The organism is Paeniglutamicibacter sp. MACA_103, from assembly GCF_045798555.1.
GTDB lineage: Bacteria > Actinomycetota > Actinomycetes > Actinomycetales > Micrococcaceae > Paeniglutamicibacter.
Genome location: NZ_JBIXLN010000050.1, coordinates 1 through 20337 on the forward strand (window position 1 = coordinate 1; position 20337 = coordinate 20337).

General features: G+C 65.6%; 19 protein-coding genes. 7 read left to right on the forward strand and 12 right to left on the reverse strand.

Annotated elements, in window-relative coordinates; translation table 11 throughout:
• Nucleotides 1-405 (reverse strand): SH3 domain-containing protein (locus ACIPVK_RS18580; RefSeq protein ID WP_407613467.1); only part of this gene is annotated, 405 nt, incomplete at its 3' end.
• Nucleotides 406-1112: 707 nt separating this feature from the next.
• Here ACIPVK_RS18580 and ACIPVK_RS18585 point away from each other — a divergent pair.
• Both ACIPVK_RS18585 and ACIPVK_RS18590 read left to right on the forward strand, forming a co-directional pair.
• The gene (locus tag ACIPVK_RS18585) at nt 1113-1253 is read left to right on the forward strand and encodes a hypothetical protein (RefSeq protein WP_407613468.1); all 141 of its coding nucleotides are present in this window, start codon (nt 1113-1115) and stop codon (nt 1251-1253) included.
• A gap of 35 nt (nt 1254-1288) precedes the next feature.
• Nucleotides 1289-2233, forward strand: coding sequence for a hypothetical protein (locus ACIPVK_RS18590; protein ID WP_407613469.1), 945 nt, complete (start codon nt 1289-1291; stop codon nt 2231-2233).
• Between the two features lie 117 nt (nt 2234-2350).
• On the opposite strand, the gene ykgO is transcribed toward ACIPVK_RS18590, so the two are convergent.
• From ykgO to ACIPVK_RS18620, 6 genes are all read right to left on the reverse strand, one after another.
• Nucleotides 2351-2473 carry a type B 50S ribosomal protein L36 gene (gene ykgO, locus ACIPVK_RS18595; protein WP_217391085.1) on the reverse strand — a complete coding sequence of 41 codons (123 nt, stop codon included), beginning with the start codon at nt 2471-2473 and terminating at the stop codon, nt 2351-2353.
• 54 nt (nt 2474-2527) lie between these two features.
• Nucleotides 2528-3397: a GTP-binding protein gene (locus ACIPVK_RS18600; RefSeq protein ID WP_407613470.1), complete on the reverse strand. Its 870-nt coding sequence runs from the start codon at nt 3395-3397 to the stop codon at nt 2528-2530.
• 385 nt (nt 3398-3782) lie between these two features.
• A complete protein-coding gene (locus ACIPVK_RS18605) occupies nt 3783-4283 on the reverse strand; it encodes a universal stress protein (RefSeq protein WP_407613471.1) in 501 nt (166 codons plus the stop codon).
• Nucleotides 4284-4550: 267 nt separating this feature from the next.
• Nucleotides 4551-5399: an HAD-IIB family hydrolase gene (locus ACIPVK_RS18610; protein WP_407613472.1), complete on the reverse strand. Its 849-nt coding sequence runs from the start codon at nt 5397-5399 to the stop codon at nt 4551-4553.
• Between the two features lie 87 nt (nt 5400-5486).
• Nucleotides 5487-6530, reverse strand: coding sequence for a glycosyltransferase family 4 protein (locus tag ACIPVK_RS18615; RefSeq protein ID WP_407613473.1), 1044 nt, complete (start codon nt 6528-6530; stop codon nt 5487-5489).
• 21 nt (nt 6531-6551) lie between these two features.
• A complete protein-coding gene (locus ACIPVK_RS18620) occupies nt 6552-8708 on the reverse strand; it encodes a glycogen debranching N-terminal domain-containing protein (protein WP_407613474.1) in 2157 nt (718 codons plus the stop codon).
• Nucleotides 8709-9131: 423 nt separating this feature from the next.
• On the opposite strand from ACIPVK_RS18620, the gene ACIPVK_RS18625 reads away from it, so the two are divergent.
• Entirely contained in the window at nt 9132-9635 is a 504-nt protein-coding gene (locus ACIPVK_RS18625) for a hypothetical protein (RefSeq protein ID WP_407613475.1), read from the forward strand.
• A 22-nt stretch (nt 9636-9657) separates the two neighbouring features.
• Nucleotides 9658-11130, forward strand: a complete 1473-nt coding sequence (locus ACIPVK_RS18630) for a phytoene desaturase family protein (RefSeq protein WP_407613476.1) — start codon at nt 9658-9660, stop codon at nt 11128-11130.
• Here the strand turns inward: ACIPVK_RS18630 and ACIPVK_RS18635 are convergent.
• The gene (locus ACIPVK_RS18635; protein ID WP_407613477.1) at nt 11127-11843 is read right to left on the reverse strand and encodes a GAF and ANTAR domain-containing protein; all 717 of its coding nucleotides are present in this window, start codon (nt 11841-11843) and stop codon (nt 11127-11129) included. The two genes, ACIPVK_RS18630 and ACIPVK_RS18635, sit on opposite strands and share 4 nt — an antisense overlap.
• 419 nt (nt 11844-12262) lie before the next feature.
• Here ACIPVK_RS18635 and ACIPVK_RS18640 point away from each other — a divergent pair, with 419 nt between their 5' ends.
• The 3 genes from ACIPVK_RS18640 to ACIPVK_RS18650 all read left to right on the forward strand — a co-directional run bounded on the left by ACIPVK_RS18640 (nt 12263) and on the right by ACIPVK_RS18650 (nt 14747).
• On the forward strand, nt 12263-12562 hold the full coding sequence (locus ACIPVK_RS18640; RefSeq protein ID WP_407613478.1) for a hypothetical protein: 300 nt from the start codon (nt 12263-12265) through the stop codon (nt 12560-12562).
• Between the two features lie 478 nt (nt 12563-13040).
• Nucleotides 13041-14411 (forward strand): FAD-binding oxidoreductase, encoded by a 1371-nt coding sequence (locus ACIPVK_RS18645; RefSeq protein ID WP_407613479.1) that lies wholly within the window; start codon nt 13041-13043, stop codon nt 14409-14411.
• Nucleotides 14412-14465: 54 nt separating this feature from the next.
• Complete coding sequence (locus tag ACIPVK_RS18650) at nt 14466-14747, forward strand: hypothetical protein (RefSeq protein WP_407613480.1); 282 nt, start codon at nt 14466-14468, stop codon at nt 14745-14747.
• 87 nt (nt 14748-14834) lie between these two features.
• On the opposite strand, the gene ilvC is transcribed toward ACIPVK_RS18650, so the two are convergent.
• From ilvC to ilvD, 4 genes are all read right to left on the reverse strand, one after another.
• Nucleotides 14835-15857, reverse strand: coding sequence for a ketol-acid reductoisomerase (gene ilvC / locus ACIPVK_RS18655; RefSeq protein WP_407613481.1), 1023 nt, complete (start codon nt 15855-15857; stop codon nt 14835-14837).
• Between the two features lie 40 nt (nt 15858-15897).
• Nucleotides 15898-16416: an acetolactate synthase small subunit gene (gene ilvN, locus ACIPVK_RS18660; protein ID WP_264269403.1), complete on the reverse strand. Its 519-nt coding sequence runs from the start codon at nt 16414-16416 to the stop codon at nt 15898-15900.
• Nucleotides 16417-16422: 6 nt separating this feature from the next.
• Nucleotides 16423-18300 carry an acetolactate synthase large subunit gene (locus ACIPVK_RS18665; protein WP_407613482.1) on the reverse strand — a complete coding sequence of 626 codons (1878 nt, stop codon included), beginning with the start codon at nt 18298-18300 and terminating at the stop codon, nt 16423-16425.
• 283 nt (nt 18301-18583) lie between these two features.
• Entirely contained in the window at nt 18584-20287 is a 1704-nt protein-coding gene (gene ilvD / locus ACIPVK_RS18670) for a dihydroxy-acid dehydratase (protein WP_407613483.1), read from the reverse strand.
• Nucleotides 20288-20337 lie beyond the last annotated feature (50 nt).

Sequence of the window (20337 nt, forward strand, 5' to 3'; positions counted from 1 at the left end):
AAGGACCTCGACCCTCGTCTGACGGTGAAGCGACAGAACATGGGCCGAACCGGCCGAGGCCCTGGCCTTCACCGAGGTGAACGACTTGGTGAAGTTATACACCGAGGCCTTCGCCGGAGGAACAGATCTCAGGGTGTCGCCGGACACCCACCCGGTTTTCAACTTGTAGGATACCTGGTGCCAATTGCCGCTAACCCTGAGGATGGTGAGCTTCGTGTTCCTGGGAATGAGCACCAACGAGACCGAGTTCACGGTGGGGCTCTTCCGAAGATTCAGGTCGGTCGTGGTTTGCTTGATTACTTGAGCCTTGGCTGCGTTCACACTCGCCGATGAGTTTGGAACAAGCGGCTGGGCGGTGGCCGTTGTTATTGGCCCGCCAATCAGTGCCACGGCAAGAGCCAGCACTACTCCAAGGTGTTTACGTTGCAATGTGGGCTCCTGCCAAGGCGTATGAGGATCAACGCCTAACGATACCCAAAAGCCTCATATGCAGTTGCTTGTGCGGATCCGTCGAATGTGACTTCATCGATTGTTCACTTCGTCGTGCTTCGGCTGGGAGCTAGGCGATGCCCCATATTTGGACGGTCCCTTTCAGACACGTCAAGCAGTTTTCAATCCAGAGAGGTACGGATGGCCTCCTTTCAAGCAGAGGCAAGCGCCGATTATGGCACTCTTCTCCGCGCGGATCCGAGCTTCTCGATCACTCCATGCATCGTGTCATGGACCCTTATCCAGACGGCAGTTGCGCGTGAAACCATGAAACACATTGTCTCCTGTCGTTCGTACTGCCTCGTTGTGGAGCTTGGATCCACAAACTTTCTTCAACTGTGCCTAGGTCTCCCGCGCATTCCGCGTAGCAGGCGTGGCATTCTGCGTGGTTGCTTTCGCTCCATCTTTCGTGGGTTGAGACCATAAGAGAGTTCGCCGACGATCACGGTAAGAAAAGTGACGACACCGCCGATGACGGCCGTCCCAGTCGTTGGGCTGATTTGACGTTCGGATGCAGAGAAAATTGGTTTAAGTTACAACAACGTTATAGAAACCGAAAGGTATCTTCCTTTACCGCGGATACTGTTGTTGGATACTGACTGCTCACACCCTTGGGGGGAATAATGTTTACTCGCGACCAGCTGCTCCACGCCGCGCAAGTTCTGAAAGAGCAAGCCGAGGTACTCAGGGAAAGTGGCGATCTTCAAGAAGTCGAAGAGGCGTTGGTGGACATTGATGCGGTGCTCATACATCTCCGCAAGTAGAAGTCGAACTAATATGGATCCCAACCTCGCCCAAAGTGGAGATAAAGACCGGATCTGAATATGCCACACAAAAACGAAAGCGCAACACAAAGATGCCCGTAAACCCTCGAACTGGCCTACTCGAAACATTCCACGAGTACTACCGGGTCCCCCATGTTCAGCAGAAGAACATTAATGCGCTGCGTTTGAACGGTCAGCCGTCGGCTGTCCATACGGCACCTCTCGGCAACGGGATGACCATCGACTTCTTTTCCCAGTTCAGTTCCTCCGACGAGCTGATCGTGGCGTTCCACGGGGCAAACTCAGAACGGAGCCAATTTTATCCACGTTTCGAGCGCGTGCACTCCCTCAAGACGAAGGCCCCTTCATTCCTAGCTTTCGCCGATCCGTCGATGCAGATCGGCATCGACAGCGGTTTGCAATTGGCTTGGTACTTGGGCGGCCCCGAATTTGACCCGATGCACGCCGTTGCAAAGGTGATTCGACGAGCCATCGGTCGAACCGGCGCCAAACATGTTGCTTTCATTGGTGGTTCCGGAGGCGGGTTCGCAGCACTTCGCGCTTCTGCCATGTGGCCAGGGTCCTTGGCCTTCATTCAAGACCCGCAAACGAACATAGCTGTCTACATCCCATCGGTTGTCCAGAAGTATTTCGAGACTCTCTGGCCGGGATGGAGCCGACCTTCACTCTTAAAGGCATTCCCGGACCGCTTCGACATGGTTCGGCACTACCAATCGCTTCAACCCCAAAACTTCGTCTATTATGCTCAAAACTCGACTGACACCACCCACGTTGAAAAGCACTACACCCCATTTTTGGAAGTGCACGGTATGAAAGAAGACCGCGGGATAAGCGCCGCGAAGAATCGATATTTTGCACTCTACGACGGTGAACTTTCCGGACACGGAAAGATCACCGCCGAAGAGTTCAACCAACACTATGATCGGGCGCTTGAGTTCTGGCGCGAGAATCGCAACTAGCCAACGTCCCTGCCGACCAACCGAGGAACACCCCGTTAGTGAGGCGGAACACCGCACTCAGAATGAATCTGCACAGGGCCCGGGACTCAACCCCGGGCCCCGATTGCAAAGCGGGGCTTAGCCCTGACGGGCTTTCATGCGCGGGTTCTTCTTGTTGATCACGAACACTTTTCCGCGGCGGCGGACGACCTGAGCACCGGGAATCTTCTTGAGTGCTCGGATGGAATTGCGTACTTTCATTGGTTTCCTTCGGTAGTTATTTCAACAACAAAGTGGGTTTGACTGCCGCTGTGTTCAGGACAGGTCGGTGAGCCGCAGGGCATCGCCAAACGTGATTGGCGACTTGAGGATTTCCTCGTCTGTCAGTTCACAGGAGCGCAGGATCTCCGCCAGGTCGGAAGCATCGTTACTGTCGCTAGTCAGCGCAATGTGGGTATGCGCGGTCTCAACGCCCCATTTGCCTTGGCTTTCCAGCCAAACGAACGGGCCTGCTCCACCGAGGACCATCTTGGCTTCGGGTGCGTTACCAATCCACAAAGTGCCGCGCAGCCACACGCAGCCCTCGGCCAGCCAATGCAACGCATCCTTGAGCCGGGTCGGGTGCATCGGTCGCTCCGCACGCAGTTCCACCGTGGTGAATTCTCCGACCCGCGCCGTTGCATCCGTGCTGTCATTGACCTTGCCGGCGTCACGCACGTTGACGGTTCCGGGCGTCGCGCGCCAGCGGGCGGAATGCGGCTCATAGGTGGCAAGGTCCAGTTCGTCATCCGGGTGGATCACCGCAAGGTGCGGCCCCACTTCGGCGAGCAGTTGCGATCCGCGCAGGAAATGCTCTCCCCCCGTTTGGCAACCGGGTGCGTCCGCCTCGAAGAGGTGGGCAAAGAGGCCCTCAAGCATCAGTGAGGTGTCGGCGAAAGCAATCTCCTTGACGAGGAATTCCCCCGGGGTCCTGTCGTCGTCCTGCACGCTACTGAGTCCGGCCTGCCAGAGCGTGCGATTGTCCCACATCTGGTCTTCGAGAGCGGCCGGATCCAGTGCCAGGCAGACCGAATCGAGACTTCTCCCCCGCAATGCCAGTTGCGGATCGAGGTACTCCAACACCATGTCCGCGTTCACGCTTGGCGGCAGTCCCACGATCACGTCTTCGGGCAGGGCGTCGAGCACGCGGGACACCGTGGGCACCACGTCGAGCCTCACGGTGCATGTGAGGCAGCCGTGCTCCAACGGTATTTCGGTTCGTTCCAGGCTTGTATTGCCCCGGGAGACGCGTCGCAGCACGCGTTCGCCCTCGAGAAGGTCGTGGCGAACCACCATCGCACGAGGCATGGAAACCACCAGCGCGTCGAGCGCCTTGTCGCGAATGTGGGATTCAAGCGATGTTACAAGTATGAGAGTCACGTCATACACAATAGACAAGAATGATTCTCATTAGCAAATTGATCGGATTGCAACGTCCCCGTCGGGTGGCCCATCATGCTTCGGCCGCCCGCGCCCGGCGTTGACCATGGAGGCCGGCAGCCGCACGATTCGCCTCCTGCAGCAAGCCCGCTCAGGGCGCGTCGTGATGAACCGGAACCACGACCACCGGCAACGGCTGGTGGGCAATCACATGGTGCGCGGTCGTCCCATTGAGCAGTTCCGACATCCTTGCCCCGACCCCCTTGTGCCGGGTGCCCACCACGATCATCCGCGCGTGCAACTCGCTGCCCAGCCGGGCCAGCGCCTTCCCTGGGTCCCCGGCCAGAACGCGCAGCCGCCATTCGATCTTGGTACCGGCCATGGCACTGTCAAGGATCCGCAGGATGTCTCGCGCGTCCTCGGTCATGTCCTCGTCGATGTCCTGCGGATGCAGGGAATTGCCGCGGATGTCTTCCTTGAGCTCCCATTCGACCAGGTAGCTGTTGATCTCCACATAGGCAAAGACCAATGGTGCGCCCAGCGACTCGGCCAACGCCCGGGCCTCGAGCACCACGCGCCTGGGCTGCTTCGGTAAGACGCCCACGACGATTGGTCCCATTCCCCCGACGTGTGGCATTTCCTTGTTCATCATGGCCTCCTGGCTTGGATGCGGTGCTACCTCTTCCTATTGGATATTTTCCGCCCATATCACCGCAAGGGGAATAGCGGACCCGGCCGGCTTCCCCGCCCCCCCACTAGGCCGAATGGCCGCCGCTCGCAAACGAAATTCACTCCATTGCGCGGCATGTCTGCCAGGGGCCGGAACTCCCCTCGGCCGAATGGCGCTGTCGAGAGGGCACGCGTACGGCACGCGACGGATGCAATCCCGAAACAACTCTGAAGAGCCAAGGGGCGAATGTCAGATAAGGCCCAGCTCGGCGAAGGCCGCGGCAATCCCGTCGCGGCTGGGCGGCGGCGCCGTGCGGTCCGCCAACACCAGGAGCCCGGGATGCGATCCCTCGATGGCCACGCCGATCCCCGCGTAGGCGACCATCTCCAGGTCGTTCTCGCCGTCCCCGAACGCGATGGTGTCCGCCTGGTCGATGCCCAGGTATTCGATGGCAACGGCAACGCCGTCGGCCTTGCTGATCCCGCGCCGGTACAGCTCACCGGTGTGCCGGCCCTCGTCGGCGATCGAGTTTTCGACCACCGCGACGTCCTGCCCGATTTCGGCGGCAATGCTTCCCACCGACACCGGCGCCTCGAACACGGAGATCTTGGCAAAGGACGGAACCTCAGGGATCGGCGCCAGCGATCCCAGGATCGCCGAGGAGCCGCCTGCCTGTCCGTCGGGGCGCTGGCTGAAGTGCGCCTCGATGATCTGGCGCAGCCGCTGCTCGGCGGCGCTGGCGACGTGGAGCGATTCCGGGGATTCCAGGACATAGACGGCCCCGTGCGCATCGAGGGCCGCCAGCGTCCGGGCAGCCATCTCGGCGGGGAACCGGCGGTCCATGAGCACCTCGCCGCCCACTTCGACGTAGGCACCGGCACTTGCCACCAGGCCGTCGAACCCGGCCTCGAGGAGGTGCGCCGGAAGCATCGCCAGCGGGCGCCCGGTGCACAGCAGGACCTTGTGGCCCGCCTCGCGGGCCGCGCGGACCGCCAGCTTGTGGGCGTGCGGGACCACGCCGTAATCCGCATAGGTGCCGTCCACGTCAAGGAAGACGGCATGGATGGTTTTCGTGGGCGCGTGGGGTTTTGCCTGCATATTCACGGAGTCTACCGGCGGGGCACCGCCCTGTCGCATCCTGTGCCCGGGGATGACGGCCCTCCCCTGATGCGGGCCCGGCCGTCCCTACTCCCGGTCCGGACTGGGGCCGTGCTTTCCGGCCAGGCATTCCTCATAGAATTCCACGTGCTCGCCGACCATGCGCCGGGCACTGAAGGTGGTTTCGGTCGACCTGCGGCAGTCCGCGCGGCTCAGGTTGGCACAATCCGGCAGGGCGGCGGCCAGCGCCCGGGGCGTGTCGCGGAGGAACCCGGTGAACCCGTCGCTGACGATCTCCGGGGCGGCCCCGCGGGAGGTGCTCAGCACCGGGGTTCCGGCGGCCAGGGACTCGATCATCACCATGCCGAAGGGCTCGTCCCACTGGAGGGGGTTCAGCAGGGCGAAGGCCTCGCCGAGCAGGCGGTACTTCTCCCCCGGCCGGAGTTCACCGACGTATTCGATGTCGCCGCCCAACTCGCGTCGGATGACGTTGGCGAAGTATTCGTGTTCGCCGGCGCTGGCCATTTTCGCCGCGATCCGCAGCGGCACCCCGGCCGCGCGGGCCACCTGGATCGCGGCGAGCACGCCCTTGTTGGGATGCATCCTGCCCAGGAAGCAGGCGTAGCCACCGGCGCCGGTGCCGACGGGGACCGCGGCGGCATCGATGCCGTGGTGGATGACCCTGCTAACGGCTACCCCGCGGGCGGTGCCCGCCTGGTGCCGCGAGACCGCCAGCAGCGGCGCGCGTTCGGCGATCGCGGCATAGAGCGGAAGGGTCAGTGCGTCCATCCGGTTGTGCGCGGTGGAAACCACCGGGATTCCCTCCCCGGCGTGGCGCAGCAGCGGTCCGGCCAGGGTGTGGTCGTGGATGATCTCCACCCCGCCCAGCTGCCCGTAGGCGTTGAGCACGTGCCGCAGCTCATCCTGGGTCCTGCCCAGGTGCCGGGGATCCGGCGGGAAGCTGCCGGGCACCTGGGGCACCGGGCTGCCGCTGCCGGAGGCCGCCGCCAGCAGCACCTCGTGGCCCATCTCCGCCAGGCCGCGGGCCAACAGGTCGATGACGGCCTCGGTTCCCCCATAGGCCTGAGGCGGCACGGTCAGCCACGGCGGGGCGATGATCCCAATGCGCATCTGGTGCCTCGGTCCCCGGCATCACCTGCGCCCGGGCGCGACATCGAGCATGTCGGCCAGCGGGCCGCGCCGGCCCTGCACGATCTGCAACCCGGCGGGCGCCCCCTCGACCATGAACCGGTTGCCGTTTGCGGTGATGTTGATCTTGTCGCTGCCCACGGAGATGTTCCGCAGGTGGACCTCGCCCCACTCGGCGGGCAGCACCGGGTCGATGAACAGCTTTCCCTCGGTCAGCACCGGGTCGAAGCGCAGCATGACCCGCAGCAGGTGCATGGGCGCCGCCGCCGCCCAGGCCTGCGGCGAGCAGGAGGTCGGGTAGGGCACCGGCACCGGGTGGGTGCCCCTGTCCAGTCCGCAGAAGAGCTCCGGCAGCCTGCCGTCAAGGAACTCGGCGGCCTGCATCAGCGAGGTGGCGACGCGCTGGGACTCGGCGACGAATCCGTAGCGCATCAGCCCGCCGACAATCAGGGCATTGTCGTGCGGCCACACCGAACCGTTGTGGTAGCTGGCCGGATTGTAGGCCTTCATCCTGCTCGAAAGGGTCCGCACGCCCCAGCCGGTGAACATCTCCGGAGACAGCAACGCCCGGGCCACCAGCGGCGCCTTGTCATGGTCAACGATCCCGCTCCACAGGCTGTGGCCCATGTTCGAGGCGCAGGAGTCGACCTGGCGCCGCTCCCCGTCGATGGCCAGGGCAAGGTACCCGCGGTCGGCGAGCCAGAACTTGTCGTTGAAGGCGGCCTTGAGGCGTTGGGCCTTGTCCGCGTAGTGGCGCATCAAAGCCACGTCACCCGCCTGCTGGGCGATCAGCGCCCGCCCCAAATAGGCGGTGTACACGTAGCCCTGCACCTCGCACAGTGCCAGGGGCGCCTCGGCAATCCTCCCGTCGGCGAAGGTCACGCCGTCCCAGGAATCCTTCCAGCCCTGGTTTGCCAGGCCCGTGGGTGTCGAGCGCTGGTAGGTCAGGAAGCCGTCCGGATCCTTCGCGGTGCTTCGCTCGATCCAGCCCAGGGCCGCATCCATGGCGGGCATCAGCCGTTCCAGGGCCTGCCCTCCCACGCCCCACCGGGTCATTTCCCCGGCCATGGTGACGAACAACGGCGTGGCATCGACCGAGCCGAAGTAGGCCCCCGACCCTCCGAGCTCCTTGGACGGCGAGGACCCCAGGCGCACCTCGTGCAGGATCTTGCCCGGTTCCTCCTCGGTCTGCGGATTGCTTGCCCTGCCCTGGCGTTCGGCCAGGGTCTGGATGGTCCCCAGCGCCAGGGAGGAATCAACCGACAGCGAAAGGAACGAGGCCAGCAGCGAGTCCCGGCCAAAGAGTGCCATGAACCACGGCGCTCCCGCGGCGACCACCACCCGCCCCTCGTTCAACGGGTCGAAGATGCGCAGCGAGCCCAGGTCCCGGCGCCCGGTCAGCAGGGCCAGACCCACGCCGTGGTGCGCGACTTCCGCGGTGGGCACCCGTTCCTTCCACGCTTCCTGGCGCGCCGCGGGGAGGCTGGCGGCGCCCGCGGCCTGCCCCATGCGGGCGTCCTCCGCCGGTCCCTCGCCGTCGATGGACGGGTCCACGGCCACCTCCGTGGACCATTCGCCCTGCGGCGGCAGCACGATGCGGTACTCGAGTCCGCCGGCGGCCGGGGTGGCCTGTGCGTCCCTGACGCCAACGCCCAGCCGGTGGCCGGCAACGGTGCCGGTGTATTCGAGGCCGCCATTCGAAGAATGTGACAGCGATCCGTTGGCGGGACGGCGGATCCCGGCCTTGACGTCAAAGAGGTCGGCGAAGTCTGCGGCGACCTCCAGGACAAGCGTGGCGGCAAACTCGGTGTTCGAATAGTTGTGGACAACGATTCGTTCCTTCAGGCCTCCGTTGAGGCTGCGGTGGCGTTCGACCAGCACATGGCTTTCGGTATCCAGGCTGCTTCCTGCCACCCGTCCCACGAACATGGCCTTGTAGGGTTCGATGGCCGTCCCCACCAGGGGTTCCATGTCCTTGCCGTTGATCCGCAGCCGCCAGCCCGAGATGAAGCGGGTGTCGCGGAAGAAGAATCCATGGGGGCGGGTCCCGTCCATGTCGCCGTTGGCGGCGGCCAGGGCGAACGTCGTGCCGTGCAGGATGGTCACGGCGCCCGGGCCCGCCAGCTGTGCGCCGACACCGGAGGTCCAGGCGCTCACCATGACCCTTCACCCCGGAAGGCGTCGGCGCGTAGGCGCGCGCAAATTGGGATAACGGGAGCCGTGCTGGCGCGAAAGGCCGTCTCACGCGGGTCGGGGCTTCGACCGGCACCAGCCGCGTAGCCAAGTGCCGTGGTATGCCTTATGCCGTGCATCATCAAGGTCCATCGATAGTGCATGCCGCGGCCCACTGCTTGACCACACTTCACAGCATAGGCCGGTGCCGGGTCGGGACGGAACAGTTATTCCTCCTCCTCCGCCCCGAAAAAGCCTGCGTCGGGCGCACCGCGCTTTCCTTCCCCCGGGCAGCGCCTTGGCCCTAGGGTGGGAACAAAGGGTCGCCGCCGCGGCGGCAGGCCCCTCGAACCACTCACCGGGCGCCGGGCCCGCAGGCCCGGCCCGACCCGCCGAATTCCAGGAGCACCCATGAGCGATTTCCGCGGCGTCAGCCACCAGACCCTGTCCAACTACCTCAACGAGCACTTCCTGGGTTCCGAGGGCGGCGTCAACGCCTTTCGTGCCGCGGCGGACACCTGGAAAGGCACCGCACAGGAGGCGGCGCTGCTCTCGCTGTCCCGCCAGGTTCTGACAGACCAGGAGGACCTGCGCCGCATGATCGATTCACTGGGCTACGGCAGTCACCCGCTCAAGCTCTCCCTCACCCACGTGGTGCGCGCGGTCGGGCGCGTGAACCCGGTAAACCTGCTGCGCCGGCGCCAGGCCGGCCTGGCCCAGGTGGAACTGGACGTGCTCATCGGCATGCTGAACGCCAAGCTCGCCATGTGGGACACGCTGCTGCTGGTGGCCGGCAAGGACCCCCGCTTCGACACCGCCCTGCTGGGAGATCTCAAGCTGCGTGCCGCCGACCAGGTCAACCAGGTCAAGGGCATCATCGAGGCAACCTGGGAGGAACGCTTCTTCGCCGGGTAGCCGGCAGAAAGGAATCCCCGCCATGACACGTAAAGCGATCATCGTCGGAGCCGGGCCCAATGGCCTGGCCGCGGCCGCCAGGCTGGCCGAACACGGCGTGCAGGTCACCATCCACGAACAGGGGTCCCGTGTCGGCGGGGCGGCACGCTCCGCCGACATGCTGGGGCCGGGAACCACCGTCGACATGGGCGCGGCGGCGCACCCCTTCGGCATCGGCAGCCCCGCGTTCCGCCACCTGGGCCTGGAGGGACACGGCCTGCGCTGGCTGCACCACCGCTACCCGATGGCCCACCCGCTGGATTCCGGGCGCAGCGCGCTGCTGCATCCGGATCTGGAGGCCACCGCCGCCCAGCTGGGCGTCGACGCCGCCGCCTGGCGGCTGCTGCACCGGGCGGTGGCCGGGCACCCGCTCGAAGCCCTGCGCAACGCGACCGGTCCGCTGCTGCGGATCCCGCCGCACCCGCTGCTCATGGCCGGCTTCGGCGCCCGCGCGCTATGGCCCGCCGACGCCACCGCACGACTGGCCTTCCGCTCCGAGGCCGCCCGCGCCCTCTTTGCCGGGTCCGCGGCCCACTCCATGCTTCCGCTGGGCCACCCGTTCACCGCCGGCTTCGCGGTGCTCTTCGGCGGCCTCGGCCAGTCCCTGGGGTGGCCCGTGGCCCAGGGCGGAACCGGCGCGATCGTCGACGCACTGGTGCGGCACCTGGCCCTGGCCGGGGTCGAGATCCACACCGGCTCCCGGGTGCGGGACCTGCGCGAGCTGCCGGACAGCGACGCGATCCTGCTGGACCTGACCCCGCGCCAGGTGCTGGAACTGGACGGCTCGGGCATCGGCGGGCGCTACGCGTCCCACCTGCGCCGCTGGAAGTACGGGCCCGGCGCCTTCAAGGTCGATTACCTGCTGGACGGGCCGATCCCCTGGCGGGACGAAAGGACCGCGCACGCGGGAACTGTCCACGTGGGCGGTTCGCTCGCCGACGTGGTGGCGGCGGAGCGGGACGTGGCCCGCGGCAAGGTGCCGGAGCGTCCCTTCGTGATGCTGGCCCAGCCTTCCGCGGTGGACGGGACCCGGGCACCGGCGGGCCAACAGGTCATCTGGAGCTACGCACACGTGCCCAACGGCTGCGCCGGGGCGGTGGGCCCGGCGGTGGACCGCCAGATCGAGCGCTTTGCCCCGGGCTTCCGGGACCGGATCATCGGGCGCGTCGAGACCCCGCCACGCGCGCTGGAGGACTGGAACCCGAACCTGGTCGGCGGGGACATCGGCGGGGGCTCGCTGCGCGGGACCCAACAGCTGCTGCGCCCCGTGCCCACGCTGCGGCCCTACCATGCCGGGGCGCCGGGCCTGTACATCTGTTCCTCCTCCACGCCCCCGGGCGGAGGGGTGCATGGCATGGCCGGATGGCATGCCGCCGACGCGGTGCTGCGGGACCTGGGCCTGAAGCCGCTTCCCACGCGGCGCCCCTCCCAGATCCCGCGGCCCGGCGGCGGCTAGGCGTCGAAGTGCGTGCTGACCGGTGAGTTGGTGGTCGAGGCAATGACCGCCTCGGCCACATGGCGCAGTTTGATGTTCCGCGAGCTCGAGGCGGACTTCAGGATCTCGACGGCCCGTTCCTGGCTGCATTTGCTCTGGCCCATGATGATCCCCACCGCCAAGTCGATGGTCGTCCGCGAGGCCAAGGCAAGCTTCAGGTTTTCCTCGTTGTCGCGATGCTTGGCCATCCTTACGGCCAGGTTCAACATCGCGGAGGCCTGCTCGGCATAGGCCTCGGCCTGCTTCACTGCCCCGCCGTCGAAGGCATGGCTCCGCATTGCGTAAAGATTGATGGCAGCGGTGTCCTCCGAATCCAGCGTGAAGGGAACAGCCAGCATCGAGCGCACCCCGGCGGTGGAAATGGCGGCGAAGTAGTGGGGCCAGCGTCCGTCTTTTTCAATGTCCGGGATGCTGATGGTCCGATGCTCGCTGCAGGCAGCCAGGCACGGTCCTTCCCCGTAGCTGTACTGGACCTCGTCAAGTTCCTGGGCAAGGTCGCTGTTGCTGGCCACGGTTCCTGCCCGCTTATGGCGCCGCAGCGTGATGCCGCAGTGCACCGGACCTCCCGCCACGGAGAGTGTCTCCGCGCTGATGTGGGTCAAGGCGTTGAGAAACGACTCAAGGTCGTGTGTTTCAAGGAGCAGGTCCCGCAGGTACTCGTTAACGGCAATCATGATTCAACCTTTCAAGCGGTGTCCCCCCACCGATCCAGATTGGGGCTTTCACGCGGTGCGTGGAAGTACGATACCAAACTGACGATCGCCAATGGTCGCTCGGGCAAACAAGGCGTCCGCCCGGCACCGTCTGTCTCTAGGCTACGTGCATTTGACCCGCAGACAAGGCACGCCGGGGTCCTTTCGCCGTGGTTCCTGGCGCGGGAAGCGGATACGGCCGAAACCCTTCATTGAACAGCCAATTCGCTTTGCCACCGACGTTCCGCAGCTCGAGCGGCCGCCTCACGGCCGGTGCCCGTATGGGGATCGTTCCGGACTCCTGAACGGGGAGACCGGTGTCTGGCTTTGCCGGCAAATTCCCTTTGGCTGCACGTTGCAAAAGCCGCGACCCGCACGGGATATCGGTCTAGGCTTAACCCATGAAACGGAACCTGGAACTCGATTGGATTGACCCGCTGACCGCGCATGTCACCAACCGCTCCGGACGCGCGGTGCTTGACGTTGGTCTCCGCACCACGGGAAAGGTCACGGTGGATGGCAAGACGGATTGGACCTTCAGCACGAAGAAGCTGCCCGACGGCGAATTCATCGGCCTCTACAGGGTCAAGGACGACGTCGGCTGGGCCACGTCCCCGCCATTCCTGGAGATGACGTGGCGCACCGAGGACTCTTCGGAGGAAAACTACCGCAGGGTCCCCCTGCACCGACCGCAGCAGTAGCCGCCCGGCCCTCCGCGCCGCCGGCGAAGCCCGCTCGACTCCGGCCGATCTGCCACGTGCCCGTTCCCGGGCACCCGGGCCACAACCCCTTTCGCGCGCACGGCCACACGCCCCAAGGTTGCCTCCTGGCCGCAAGGCACCCACCGGGCCGCGGATCAGTCGCCCCAGACCCCGGCAGGGGAAAGGCTTGCGGGCAGAACTCGTCCTTGACTTGCATCTGAACGATGCGTGAGGATGGTCAGACCGATAGGAACCCGTCCGCGCAGCGGCAGGAGTTCCCTGCCGGACCAGGGAATATCCCCGCTCCCGCAAGGATTCCGGCAAGACTTCGCTTGCAAAAGCACAGGAGTTTTTAATGAGCATCCCCGGCACGTGGTCCACCCCCTCCGATATCGGTTCTCCACCGTGGCCCGAACCGCCAGCAAGGAACGGAGTGCGACCGGATCCAACGGGGCCAGCGGAAACAAAGGGGTTTGCCATGAACGCGACCGACGGTCCCACGGCCTCCGCACTGCTGCTCAACGCCAGCGCCCACGCGTCCACCGCACCGGAGGAACGTGTTCGCGTGAGCACCGACCGCTCCGGCTACCTCCCGCCGAGCCTTCCCGACGGCGTCGTCTACGCAAGAAGCGTGGAGGAAGTCGTGCACACCATGGAACTGGCCACCGCGCACCGCGTACCGGTGGTTCCCCGTGGAGCCGGCACCGGACTGGCCGCGGGGGCCTCCGCGCAGGCCGGCGAGGTCGTCCTCGATTTGTCCCGGATGAACCGCATCCTGCATATCGACCCCGTGGAGCAACTGGCCGTGGTTGAACCCGGCGTACTGAATGCCGAGGTTAACGCCGCGGCCGCGGCCCATGGCCTGTTCTACGCCCCGGATCCGGCCAGCACCGCGATCTGTTCCATCGGTGGCAACATCGCAACCAACGCCGGGGGCATGTGGTGCGCAAAATACGGGGTGACCCGAGAGTCCGTGCTCTCGCTTCGGGTGGTCCTGCCCGACGGCCGGATGCTGGCCACCGGAAGGAACACCATCAAGGGCGTCACCGGATATGACCTCAACGCCTTGATGATCGGCTCCGAAGGGACCCTGGGAATCGTCGTCGAGGCAACCCTGAGGCTGCGCCCCGCCCCCGTCCAGACGGCCACGGTCGCCGCCTACTTCACCGACGTCGCATCCGCCGCGCTGGCGGCGTCCGCGATCATCGCCGCACGGATCCAGCCCTCGGTGCTCGAACTCATGGACGGCCCCACGCTGGAGGCCGTGGATGCCGCCCAGGGAACCGACCACCGCTCCAAGGGCGGGGCATTCCTGCTGGCACAGACCGACGGATACGGCGCGCTCCTCGAACAGGACGTACTCATCCGCGCCATCGAACCCTTCGCCACCCACATCGAAAAGGCGGCCGACACCGAAGCGGCCGCGGCCCTGGTGGCCGCGCGCCGCCAGGCCATTCCCTCGCTCGAGCGCCTGGGCCGGGTTTCCATCTGCGACATCGGCGTTCCCCGCAACCGGCTCGCGGACGTCTTCGCCGGGCTGGCGGAAATCTCCAGGAACACCGGGGTCAAGATCTTCAACGTCGCGCACGCCGCCGACGGCAACCTCCACCCCATGATCGTCGTGGATCCCGGGGACTCCATCACCGAGGGACCGGCCAAGGCCGCGCTGGCGGAAATGTTCCACCTGGCCAAGCGACTGGGCGGAACCCTCACGGGCGAGCACGGCGTCGGCCTGCTCAAGCGCGACTGGCTCCAGGAGGAACTCGGCGACCTGTCTCTGGAGCTGCAGCACGCCATCCGCAACGTGTTCGACCCCCAGGGAATCCTGAACCCGGGCAAGGCAATCTAGGGATGAACCGAAACCGGAAAGGGATGTCGATCCTCACCGGGGCGGGATGTAATCATGACGGCTTCGGACGCACCGCCGGCCGCCAAGCGGATCTACGACGTGTTCCTGCTGGACATCGAATCTGGATTTTGTTCCGGCCGGATCAAGACCGGGGACCAGCTGCCCGGGGAACGCATCCTGGCCGAAACCTACGGGATCTCCCGGGCCTCGGTGTGTGAGAAGGCATCCGCCCCGACCAGGGTGCTGCACACCGACGTCGACCAGAAACGCTCCGCAGAAGATCCCCCGGCCCCGATCGAGACCGGCCGGCGACCGAGGAAACATCGCACAGCTTAAGCAGGTTTGCCCCGATCGGCCTTTCGGCTGATCGGGGCAAACCTGTCATGCACTACCTATCGGCAGTCACTCACTGAGGCGCAAGCCTTAGCGTGCGACGGAACCTTCGGTGTAGTCGTCCGTGGTCTTCCAGGAGAAGAGCTGGCGCAGTTCGCGGCCGGTCTCCTCGATCGGGTGCGACTCGCCCTTGGCGCGCAGCGCCATGAACTCCGGTGCTCCGGCGTCCTGGTCGTCGATGAAGCGCTTGGCGAATGCACCGTTCTGGATGTCGGCGAGAACGGCCTTCATGTTCTCCTTGACCTCCGGGGTGATCACGCGCGGGCCCGAGACGTAGTCGCCGTACTCGGCGGTGTCCGAAACGCTCCAGCGCTGCTTGGCGATGCCGCCCTCCCACATGAGGTCGACGATGAGCTTGAGCTCGTGCAGCACCTCGAAGTAGGCAATCTCCGGCTTGTAGCCGGCTTCGGTCAGGGTCTCGAAGCCGTACTGGATCAGCTGCGAGGCGCCGCCGCAAAGCACTGCCTGCTCGCCGAAGAGGTCGGTCTCGGTCTCTTCGGTGAAGGTGGTCTCGATGACGCCGGCGCGGGTGCCGCCGATGGCCTTGGCGTAGGACAGGGCCAGCGCCTTGGCGCCGCCGGTGAAGTCCTGCTCCACGGCGATCAGGTCGGGGATGCCGCGGCCGGCTTCGAATTCGCGGCGCACGGTGTGGCCCGGGGCCTTCGGGGCGACCAGGGCGACGTCGACGTTGGCCGGCGGGGCGATGTAGCCGTAGCGGATGTTGAAGCCGTGGCCGAAGAACAGGGCGTCGCCCGGCTGCAGGTTGGCTTCGATGTCGTCCTTGTAGACGTGGCGCTGGACCTGGTCCGGGGTCAGGATCATGATGAGGTCGGCTTCTGCAACTGCCTCGGCGACGGAGACGACGCGCAGGCCCTCGGCCTCGGCCTTGGCGATCGACTTGGAGCCGGCCTTGAGGCCGACGCGCACGTCCACGCCGGAGTCGCGCAGGTTCAGCGCGTGGGCGTGGCCCTGGGATCCGTAGCCGATGATGGCAACGGTGCGGCCCTGGATGATCGCGAGGTCTACATCGTCGTCGTAGTACATGTCAGTCACTGTGGTATCTCCTTGGTATCGGGGTGAAGCTGTTTGCGTGTTAGGCAGAGACGGAGCGCAGGGCGCGGTCCGACATCGATTTGGATCCACGTCCGACGGCAAGGGTGCCTGCCTGGACGATCTCGCGGATGCCGAACGGCTCAAGCACTGCCAGCAGCGCGTTGATCTTTTCGGCGTTGCCGGTGGCCTCAATGATGAGTGAATCGGTGGACACGTCCACCACGGAGGCACGGAAGAGGTCTGCGGCCTGGGTGACCTGCAGGCGGGTGGCCGCATCGGCGCGCACCTTGACCAGGATGTGGTCGCGTTGCACCGAAGCCTCGGGCATCAATTCAACGATCTTGATGACGTTGATGAGTTTGTTCAGCTGCTTGGTGACCTGCTCGAGCAGGTCCCCTTCTGCGTCGACGACCACGGTGATCCGGGAAATGCCCTTGATCTCTGTGGGGCCCACTGCCAGCGAGTGGATGTTGAAGGCGCGGCGGGCAAAAAGGCTTGCCACGCGGGTCAATACGCCCGGTACGTCTTCGACGAGTACGGAAAGAGTGTGACGTGCCATGGGTTTCTAGTCCTCTTCTTCCCACTCGGGCGTCATGCCGCGAGCAATCTGGATCTGGTCGTTGCTCACGCCGGAGGGGACCATGGGCCAGACCATGGAGTCCCGGGAGACCACGAAGTCGATGACGACCGGGCGGTCATTGATGGCCAAGGCCTGCTTGATGGTGTCGTCGATGTCCTCGTCGCGTTCGCAACGCAGGCCCACGCAGCCGTAGGCGTCGGCGAGCTTCACGAAGTCCGGGACGCGCGCGGTGCCGTGGCCGGTGTTCAAGTCGGTGTTCGAGTACCGGGAATCGTAGAACAGGGTCTGCCACTGGCGGACCATGCCCAAACTGGAGTTGTTGATGATCGCGACCTTGATCGGGATGTTGTTGATGACGCAGGTGGCGAGCTCCTGGTTGGTCATCTGGAAGCAGCCGTCGCCGTCGATGGCCCACACGACGCGATCGGGGTTGCCGACCTTCGCGCCCATGGCCGCCGGGACCGAGTAGCCCATGGTGCCCAAACCGCCGGAGTTCAGCCAGGCGTGCGGGCGCTCGTACTTGATGAACTGCGCGGCCCACATCTGGTGCTGGCCCACGCCCGCGACGTACACGGCCTCGGGTCCGGTGAGCTCGCCGATCCGCTGGATCACGTTCTGCGGCGCCGAGAGGCCGTCGTTGGTCGGGGTGAAGCCGATCGGGTAGGTCTCGCGCAGCCGGCCGATGGTGTTCCACCAAGCCGCGAGGTCCGGGGCGCCGGCGTCCGCGAAGAGCGTGCGGCAGGCCTCGGTGAGCTCCGGGATGATCTCCTTGACCGACCCGACGATCGGGATGTCCGCGGTGCGGTTCTTGGAGATCTCCGCCGGGTCGATGTCCGCGTGGATGACCTTGGCGTTGGGGGCAAAGGTGTGCAGCACCCCGGTGACGCGGTCATCGAAGCGGGCGCCGAGGGTGATCAGGAGGTCCGACTGCTGCAGCGCGGTGACCGCGGAGACCGAGCCGTGCATGCCGGGCATGCCCACATGCAGTTCGTGGGAGTCCGGGAACGCGCCGCGGGCCTGCAGGGTGGTGACCACCGGGGCGCCGACCAGCTCGGCGAATTCCTTCAGCTCCGCGGAGGCGTGGCCCTTGACGACGCCGCCGCCGACGTAGAACACCGGGCGGGAGGAGGCGGCGATGAGCTTGGCGGCCTCGCGGACCTGCTTGTTGTGTCCGCGCACCACCGTCTTGTAGCCCGGCAGGTCGATCTTCGGCGGCCAGGAGAACATCATCTTGGACTGCTGGGCGTCCTTGGTGATGTCCACCAGCACCGGGCCGGGACGGCCCGTCGATGCCACGTGGAAGGCCGAGGCCAGGATCCGCGGGATGTCCTCGGCCTTGGTGACCAGGAAGGAGTGCTTGGTGATGGGCATGGTGATGCCCACGATGTCGGCTTCCTGGAATGCGTCGGAGCCGATGAAGGCACTGTGCACCTGGCCGGTGATGGCAACCATGGGGACCGAGTCCATGTGCGCGTCGGCAATGGCGGTGACCAGGTTGGTGGCCCCGGGGCCGGAGGTGGCGATGCACACCCCGACCTCGCCGGTGACCATGGCGTAGCCCTGGGCCGCGTGGCCCGAGCCCTGTTCGTGGCGGACCAAGACGTGGTTGATCTTGGTCGAGTCCATGAGCGAGTCGTAGGTGGGCATGATGGCCCCGCCCGGCAACCCGAAGACGTCCTTGACGCCCAATTCTTCCAGTGAGCGCACGATGGCTTTTGAGCCCAGCATCTCGGTGGGAGCAATGTTGTTGTTCGGGCCCTGGACCAGGCTCGATGCTTCCACGACGGAAGAGACAGCGGCATCCTTGCTACGGTTGGCGGGCTTGGCCGGCAGCGAGGGGCTGGCGGGGGTTCCGTTACTCATGGGGATTTATCCTTCTCTATCTCTTCTAACCCTGCACATAAAAAAACCCCAAAGGCACCTTGCGGCGAATGGGGTTTGCGCGTCACCGAAGCCCTCCATGTTAGGGAGGGGCTCAAGCTCAGCGCTTGATAACTAGTAGTACTTCGGTGCGGATATGCATGTGTCCAGTTTGGTCGCCGCCAAAGCCAGAGTCAAACGCCCACGCCCACAATCTCATTATATGAGACTGTTGTCCGAGGGGTGGACGCCTTGGCGGCGTCCACCCCTCGATTCACGCTATTTCCTAGCCACAGTATGCGCCGGTGGACGCGGACTTGACCAGCTTGGCGTACTTGGCCAGCACGCCGGTGGTGAACTTGGCCGGAAGCGGCTCCCAGCCGTCCTTGCGCGCCTCGAGCTCGGCTTCCTCGACCAGCAGGTCGAAGGAGCGGGCCGCGATGTCCACGCGGATCTTGTCGCCGTCCTTGACGAACGCGATCGGGCCGCCGTCCACGGCCTCGGGGGCCACGTGGCCGATGCACAGGCCGGTGGTGCCTCCGGAGAAGCGCCCGTCGGTGAGCAGCAGCACGTCCTTGCCGAGGCCCGCACCCTTGATGGCGCCGGTGATGGCGAGCATCTCGCGCATGCCGGGGCCGCCCTTGGGGCCCTCGTAGCGGATGACCACGACGTCGCCGGCCTTGATCTCGCCGTTGTCCAGGGCGGCAAGCGCGCCCTGCTCGCGGTCGAAGACCCGGGCGGTGCCCTCGAAGACGTCGGCATCGAAGCCCGCGGACTTCACGACGGCGCCCTCGGGCGCCATGGTGCCGTGCAGCACGGTGATGCCGCCGGTCTTGTGGATCGGGTTGTCCAGCGCGCGCAGGATCTTGCCGTCGACATCCGGCGGGTTGATCTCCGCGAGGTTCTCGGCAACGGTCTTGCCGGTGACGGTCAGGCAGTCCCCGTGCAGCAGGCCCGCATCCAACAGGGCCTTCATGATCACCGGCACGCCGCCGATCTTGTCCACGTCGGTCATGACGTAGCGACCGAAGGGCTTCAGGTCCCCCAGGTGCGGGATCTTGTCGCCAATGCGGTTGAAGTCCGCCAGGGTCAAATCGACCTCGGCCTCGCGGGCGATCGCCAAAAGGTGCAGCACGGCGTTGGTCGAACCGCCGAAGGCCATGGTCACGGCGATCGCGTTCTCGAAGGCCTTCTTGGTCATGATGTCGCGGGCGGTGATGCCCTTGCGCAGCAGGTTCACCACTGCCTCGCCGGAGGCGCGGGCGAACATGTCGCGGCGGCGGTCGGCCGAGGGCGGGGCGGCGGAGCCCGGAAGGCTCATGCCCAGGGCCTCGCCGATGCAGGCCATGGTGTTGGCGGTGTACATGCCGCCGCAGGCACCCTCGCCGGGGCAGATGGCCTTTTCGATGCGGGTGAGGTCTTCTTCGCTCATCTTGCCGGCGGCGCAGGCGCCCACGGCCTCGAAGGCGTCGATCAGGGTGACTTCCTTTTCGCTGCCGTCCTCCAGCTTGACCCAGCCGGGCATGATCGAGCCGGCGTAGAGGAAGACCGAGGCCAGGTCCAGGCGGGCAGCGGCCATGAGCATGCCCGGGAGGGACTTGTCACAGCCGGCCAGCAGGACCGAGCCGTCGATGCGCTCGGCTTGCATGACGACCTCGACGGAGTCGGCGATGACCTCGCGGGAGACCAGCGAAAAGTGCATGCCCTCGTGGCCCATGGAAATGCCGTCGGAGACGGAAATGGTGCCGAACTGCATCGGGAAGCCGCCACCGGCGTGGACGCCTTCCTTGGCGCCCTGTGCCAGGCGGTTCAGCGAAAGGTTGCAGGGAGTGATTTCGTTCCACGAGCTCGCGACGCCGATCTGCGGCTTGGCGAAGTCGTCGTCGCCCATGCCGACGGCGCGGAACATGCCACGGGCCGGAGCGGCGTGGATGCCGTCGGTCACGACGCGGCTGCGGGGCTTGATATCCGGGGTAGTGTCCTGGCTCATGCCCTTGATTGTATGGCTGAGGGGCACCGACGCCGAACCCGTGACGGTGC